The organism is Streptomyces sudanensis (genome assembly GCF_023614315.1).
In the GTDB taxonomy this organism is placed as follows: Bacteria; Actinomycetota; Actinomycetes; order Streptomycetales; family Streptomycetaceae; genus Streptomyces; species Streptomyces sudanensis.
In genome coordinates this window covers 3,839,936-3,846,121 of sequence record NZ_CP095474.1, presented here as the reverse complement: position 1 = coordinate 3,846,121, position 6,186 = coordinate 3,839,936, and the positions used below count along the sequence as shown (strand labels likewise).

Here is a 6,186-nt window from a genome sequence, read left to right as displayed (position 1 = left end):
CCCCGCCCGCCGCTCCCCGGTCCCGGTCCCGTGCCCGCCGGACCGGTTCGCGGGGCCCGGGGGGCGTACGTGCGCCCCGTCGGCGCCCGCCGGGGCCGCCCCGGAGGCGGAGCGGACCGGAGGGGGGACCCCGCCGTGACGGCGGCCGGCCGCGCGGGCCGGGCGGCGCCGGAGGCGCGCCGCACGAGGCGCCGTGAGACGGAGCACCGAGAGGGCCGCGGGAGCGGCCGGAGCCCACACGAGAGAGGCGTGACCCGCATGACCGACGGCCACCCCGTCCCCGAACCCGCCGAGGTGTCACCGGAGTCCTGGCGCGAGGCGAACCGCCGGCTCCTCGCCAAGGCACTGTCCGAGTTCGCCTTCGAAGGGCTGGTCGAGCCGCTGGAAACGGAGGCGGAGGGCCGGTTCCGGATCGACCTGGACAGCGGCGTCTCGTACGCGTTCTCCGCCACGCGCGGCGCGTTCGGCTCCTGGCGGGTCGCCGGGGACTCCGTGACGCGCGGCGCGGCGGGCCTCCTCGGCGACGGCGTCGAGAGCCCCGCCTGGGACGCGCAGCGGTTCCTCGTGGACTGCGCCGGCACCGCGGGCGTCGACGCGCCGACCCTCGGCATGTACCTCACGGAGCTGTCGGCGACGCTCGCCGTCGACGCGGCGCGCGTCGAGCACGGCGGGTGGACGGCGGCCGAGCTGCGCGGACTGGACCATGCCGAGCTGGAGTGCGCCATGACGGGCCATCCGACGCTCGTCGCCAACAAGGGGCGCGTCGGCTTCTCGTCGGGCGACGTGCGGGCGTACGCGCCGGAGTCGCGGCAGCCGGTCGCCCTGGAGTGGATCGCCGTGCACCGGGGGCTCGCCGAGTTCCGCGGCACGCCCGGCCTGAGCGAGCGGGCGGTCGTCGCGCACGAGCTGGACGCGGACACCGCCGCCGCGTTCCGCACGCGGATCGAGGCGGCGGGCGGCGACCCGGACGCGTACGTGTGGATGCCCGTGCACCCCTGGCAGTGGGACCACGCCGTGCAGGTGCTGTTCGCCGGGGAGGTCGCCCAGCGGCGGATCGTGCCGCTCGGCCGGAGCGCCGACGCGTACCTGCCGCAGCAGTCGGTGCGGACCCTGACGAACGTGTCGGAACGCGGCCGGTACGACGTCAAGCTCCCCCTGAGGATCGTCAACACGCTGATCTGGCGCGGCATCCCGCCGCACTGCACGCAGGGCGCGCCGCTCACCACGCAGTGGCTGACGGGCCTGCTCGGCCGGGACGCGCTGCTCCGCGACGAGCTGCGGACGGTGTTCCTCGGCGAGGTCGCCTCGGTGACGGTCCGCCACCCCTACCTGGACGGCGTGCCGGGGGTGCCGTACCAGCACCTGGAGACGCTGGGCTGCATCTGGCGGGAGCCGGTGTCGGCGCGGCGGGACGAGGGCGAGCGGGTCCGCACGTTCGCGGCGCTGCTGCACGTCGACGAGCACGGCGCGTCGTTCGCGGCGGAACTGGCCCGCGCCTCGGGGCTGCCCGCCGAGGAGTGGCTGTCGCGGCTGTTCGAGACGGTGCTGCACCCGGTGCTGCACGTGATGTACACGTACGGCATCACCTTCAACCCGCACGGCCAGAACACGCTGATCGGGTACGACGCCGACGAGGTGCCGCGGCGGCTGTTCCTGAAGGACTTCGTGGACGACGTGTCCGTGTCGCACGCCCCGGTCCCCGAACGCGGGCCCGAACCGGACGGCCACGACCACGTGCTGCCCCGCAAGAGCCCGGCCGTCATCCGCCAGCACGTCGTCGACCAGGTGCTGCTGGGCCACTTCCGGTACCTGGCGCCGCTCGCCGCCGGGCACATGGGCGTCCCCGAGGAGCGGTTCTGGCGGCTGGTGCGGCGGGCCGTCGTGGCGTACCAGGAGCGCTTCCCGGAGCGGAAGGACCGCTACGCCGAGTACGACGTGCTCGCCGGGGAGTTCCCGCGCTACCCGTTCAACACCGACCGGCTCGTCGTCACCCGCTACGTCGACCGGGCGCTGCGGCACGCGCTGCGCCCGAACGGCACCGTCCCCAACCCGCTGTCGTGAGCGTGGGGATCGACGCGCGGGGCCTCGCCCTGGGCCACGGGGGCGAGCCCGTCGCGTCCGGCATCGACCTGGCCCCGGCGCCCGGCGCGGTCACGGCGCTCGTCGGCCCGAACGGCTCCGGCAAGTCCACCCTGCTGCGGGCGCTGGCCCGGCTGCACGCCCCCGACGCGGGGCGGATCGTCCTCGACGGGCGGGACCTGGCGGAGTACCGACCGCGGGAACTGGCCCGGAAGCTCAGCTTCCTGACGCAGTCGCCGGTCGTGCCCGCCGGGGTGACCGTCGAGGAGCTGGTCGCGTACGGCCGCCACCCGCACCGGGGGCTGCTGGGAGGCGGCGGCGACGGGGACCGGGAGGCGGTCTCCTGGGCGCTGGACGCCACGGGGCTGCGGCCGCTGGCCGGGCGCACCCTGGACCGGCTGTCGGGGGGCGAGCGGCAGCGGGCGTGGATCGCGATGGCGCTGGCCCAGCGGACCGGGCTGCTGCTGCTGGACGAGCCGACGACGTACCTCGACCTCCGATACCAGATCGAGGTGCTGCGGCTGGTGCGGCGGCTGGCCGACGGGCACGGCATCACCGTGGTGGTGGTGCTGCACGACCTGAACCAGGCCGCCGCGTTCTCCGACGCGGTGGTCGTCCTGGCGGGGGGCCGGATCGTCGCGTCCGGCACGCCCGCGCGGGCGCTGACGGAGGACACCGTCCGCGCCGCCTTCCGCATCGACGCGACCGTCACCCTCGACCCCCGCACGGGGGTGCCGACCTGCCTGCCCCGGTGGCGCGAGCCGTCGCCGGCGGCCCCGGCGGCCGGCTGAGGACCACCGCACCGCCGTACCGGCGTCTCCCGCCACCGGACCGAGCAAAGGAAGCCCCGCCATGCGCACCGCACCACGGGCCCGCACCGCCCTCGTCGCGCTCCTCGCCGCCGCGGCGCTCGCCGCCACGGCCGCCGGCTGCGGCTCCGCCTCGAAGGAGGCGGCCGGCACGCCCCCCGCGGAGGAGGGCGGCAACCGGATCACCGTCCCCCACCTGAAGGGCCCCACCACGCTGGAGCGGCCCGCGCGGCGGGTCGTCGCCCTGGAGTGGACGTACGCCGAGGACCTGCTGGCCCTCGGGGTGTCCCCGGTCGGGGTCGCCGACGTGAAGGGGTACGACCGGTGGGTCACCGGCGGCCCCCGCTTCGGCCCGGGCGTCCGGGACGTCGGGACGCGGCAGGCACCCAGCCTGGAGGCGGTCAAGGCACTGAAACCCGACCTGATCATCACCTCCCGGGTGCGTTCGGAGGCCAACCACGGGCAGCTGGCGGCGATCGCGCCGACGCTGGTGTTCGACCCGTACGCGGCGGACGGCGAGTACGGGGAGATGCGGGCCACGCTGAAGGCCGTCGGCACCGCCGTCGGCAGGTCCCGGGAGGCCGACGCGGCGCTGAAGGACCTCGACGCGAAGATCGGCGCGGCGAGGCGGAAGCTGGCCGCGGCGGGCAGGAGCGGCGCGGAGGTGACCGTCGCCCGCGGGTACACCACCGACGGCGCCGCCGTGGTGGAGGTCCTCACCGACTCCACCCTCCCCGGCGGGCTGCTGCCCCGGCTGGGCCTGAGGAACGCCTGGAAGGGCAGGGCCAACGCGTACGGCATGAGCAAGGTCGACATCGAGGGCCTCAGGCCCGTCGAGAAGTCCACCCTCGTCTACGTCGCCGCGGAGGACGACGACGTGTTCGCCACGGCCCTGCCGGAGAACTCCCTCTGGCGGGACCTGGACTTCGTGCGGGGCGGGCGCGTCCACGCCCTCGACCCGGGCACGTGGTTCTTCGGCGGGCCGTTCTCGACCGGCCAGGTCGCCGACGAGATCACGCGCGCGCTCACCTCGTGACCGGGACCGCCGTACGGCCCCCGGGCGCCCGGGCGGGCCGGGCCCGGAGGGCGCCGCGCCTCCCGGCCGGCCCGGCCGCGGTCGTCGCCGGCGGGGTGGCGGCGCTGCTGCTGGTGGCCGCGGCGCACCTGGGGTACGGGCGCAGCGGCGTCGGCCTCGGGGACCTGCTGCGGCTGGCGGTGGGCGGCGGGGACGCGGAGGCGCGGGCGGTGCTGCTGGGCGGGCGGCTGCCGCGCACCCTGGCCGGGCTGGCCGCCGGGGCGGCGCTGGCCGTCGCGGGCTGCCTGCTCCAGTCGTCGGTGCGCAACCCGCTGGCGTCGCCGGACACGCTGGGCGTGACGGCCGGCGCGTACCTGGCGGTGGCGGTCGGCGCGATCACCGGGTTCCCGCCCGGCGGCCTGCCGCGCGGCGGCGTCGCGTTCGCCGGGGGGCTGCTCGCGGCGGCGCTGGTGCACGCCGTGGCGGGCGGGGCGCGGGGGCGGCCCGCCCATCTGGTGCTCGCCGGGGTGTCGGTGACGCTGGCGCTGTCCAGCGTCACCGCGGTGCTGGTGGTGCTGTTCCAGGAGGAGACCGGCGCGGTGTTCTTCTGGGGGCACGGTTCCCTCGCGGTGGCCGACACCGGCCGGTCCCTGGCGGCGCTGCCGCTGCTCGGGGCGGGTCTGGCGGGCGGGCTGCTGCTGGCCCGGACGCTGGACGTGCTCGGCACCGGGGACGACACCGCGCGGGGCCTGGGCGTGCCGGTGGGCCGGGTGCGGCTGGCGGCGGTGCTGCTGGCGGTGCTGCTGACGGCGTGCGCGGTGGCGGTGACCGGCCCGATCGGCTTCGTCGGGCTGGCCGCGCCGCACCTGGTGCGGTTCGCCGGGGTGCGGCGGCACGCGGTGCTGCTGCCGGCGGCGGCCCTGTGGGGGGCGGTGCTGCTGCTGGCGGCGGACCTGCTGGCGCGGGTCACGTCGCCGACCGGCAACGAGGTCGCGGCCGGGGTGGTGACCGCGTTGTTCGGTGCTCCGCTGTTCCTGTGGCTGGCCCGGCGGCTGCCGCCGGAACCGGCCGCCCCCGGCACGGTGATGCCGGCCCGCGGCGGCCGCCGGCCGCCGTACCCGCCGCTGCTGGCGGGCGGGGCGGCGGTGGTGGCCGCGCTGCTGGCGGGCGGGCTGCTGCTGGGGGACGTCGCCGTGCCGCCCGGTGAGCTGCCGGGGCTGCTGGCGGGCGGCGGGGACGAACTGCTGCGGGGCGTGGTGCTGGAGTACCGGCTGCCGCGGCTGCTGGTGGCGGCCCTGGCGGGGGCGCTGCTGGCGGTGGCGGGCGGCGTCGTGCAGACCGTGGCGCGCAACCCGCTCGCGGACCTGACGGTGATGGGCGTCAGCGGTGGCGCCGGGTTCGGCGCGGCGCTGGTGCTGGTGGCGCTGCCGTCGGTGCCGTACGCGGCGCTGCCGGTGGCGGCGCTGCTGGGCGGTGCGGCGGCGTTCGCGCTGACGTACGGGCTGTCGCTGCGGAAGGGGTCGGTGGCGCCGGAGCGGCTGGTGCTGGTCGGCGTCGGCACGTTCGCGCTGACGACGGCGGCGACGAACTACCTGGTGGTGGGGGCGCGTTTCCAGGTCGCGCAGGCCCTGACGTGGCTGTCGGGCTCGACGTACGCGCGGGACGCGGCGGACCTGTCGGTGCTGGCGGGGGCGGCGGCCGTGGGCGTGCCGCTGCTGGTGCTGTCGTTCCGGCGGCTGGACCTGCTGGCGTTGGGCGAGGACACCCCCCGCACGCTGGGCCTGCCGCTGGAGCGGACCCGGCTGGCGGTGCTGGCCCTGGCGGTGGCGCTGGCGGCGTGCGCGGTCGCCGTCGTGGGGACGGTGGCGTTCGTCGGGCTGGTCGCGCCGCACGCGGCGCGGATGCTGACCGGTTCGCGGGCGCACCGGCTGCTGCCGGTGGCGGCGCTGCTGGGCGCGGCGCTGATGATCGCCGCGGACACGGCGGGCCGTGCGCTCGTCGCGCCCGCCGAGATCCCGTCGGGGCTGCTGGCGGCGCTGATCGGCACGCCGTACTTCGTGTGGCATCTGCGGCGCGGCCACCGAGCGGGCTGACGGCGGCCGGGCCGAGGCCCCGGCAGGCGTACGGCCCGGCGGGCGTACGGCACGGCGGGCGTAGGGCGTGACGGCCCGGCGGGCGTAGGGCGCGGCGGCCCGGCGGCTCCGCGGGCGTACGGCCCGGCGGGCGTACGGCCCGGCGGGCGCGGGGCGCGGCGGATATGCGGCGCGGCGGCACGGCGGGCGC

Annotated in this window: 4 protein-coding genes; all 4 read left to right on the top strand. The window is 77.7% G+C overall.

Annotated elements, in window-relative coordinates; genetic code table 11:
* The first annotated feature begins 258 nt into the window (after positions 1-258).
* The 4 genes from MW084_RS17680 to MW084_RS17665 all read left to right on the top strand — a co-directional run bounded on the left by MW084_RS17680 (position 259) and on the right by MW084_RS17665 (position 5,996).
* A complete protein-coding gene (locus MW084_RS17680; protein ID WP_039829095.1) occupies positions 259-2,061 on the top strand; it encodes an IucA/IucC family protein in 1,803 nt (600 codons plus the stop codon).
* Positions 2,058-2,870: an ABC transporter ATP-binding protein gene (locus MW084_RS17675; RefSeq protein WP_010470097.1), complete on the top strand. Its 813-nt coding sequence runs from the start codon at positions 2,058-2,060 to the stop codon at positions 2,868-2,870. The genes MW084_RS17680 and MW084_RS17675 overlap by 4 nt, the downstream gene beginning before the upstream one ends.
* A gap of 61 nt (positions 2,871-2,931) precedes the next feature.
* Positions 2,932-3,924, top strand: coding sequence for an ABC transporter substrate-binding protein (locus tag MW084_RS17670; RefSeq protein ID WP_010470099.1), 993 nt, complete (start codon positions 2,932-2,934; stop codon positions 3,922-3,924).
* The gene (locus MW084_RS17665; RefSeq protein ID WP_010470101.1) at positions 3,921-5,996 is read left to right on the top strand and encodes an iron ABC transporter permease; all 2,076 of its coding nucleotides are present in this window, start codon (positions 3,921-3,923) and stop codon (positions 5,994-5,996) included. The genes MW084_RS17670 and MW084_RS17665 overlap by 4 nt, the downstream gene beginning before the upstream one ends.
* The last annotated feature ends 190 nt before the right edge of the window (positions 5,997-6,186 follow it).

Coding starts and splice junctions, on each gene's coding strand:
- MW084_RS17680 (WP_039829095.1), top strand. CDS start 259: ATGACCGACGGCCACCCCGTCCCCGAACCCGCCGAGGTGTCACCGGAG.
- MW084_RS17670 (WP_010470099.1), top strand. CDS start 2,932: ATGCGCACCGCACCACGGGCCCGCACCGCCCTCGTCGCGCTCCTCGCC.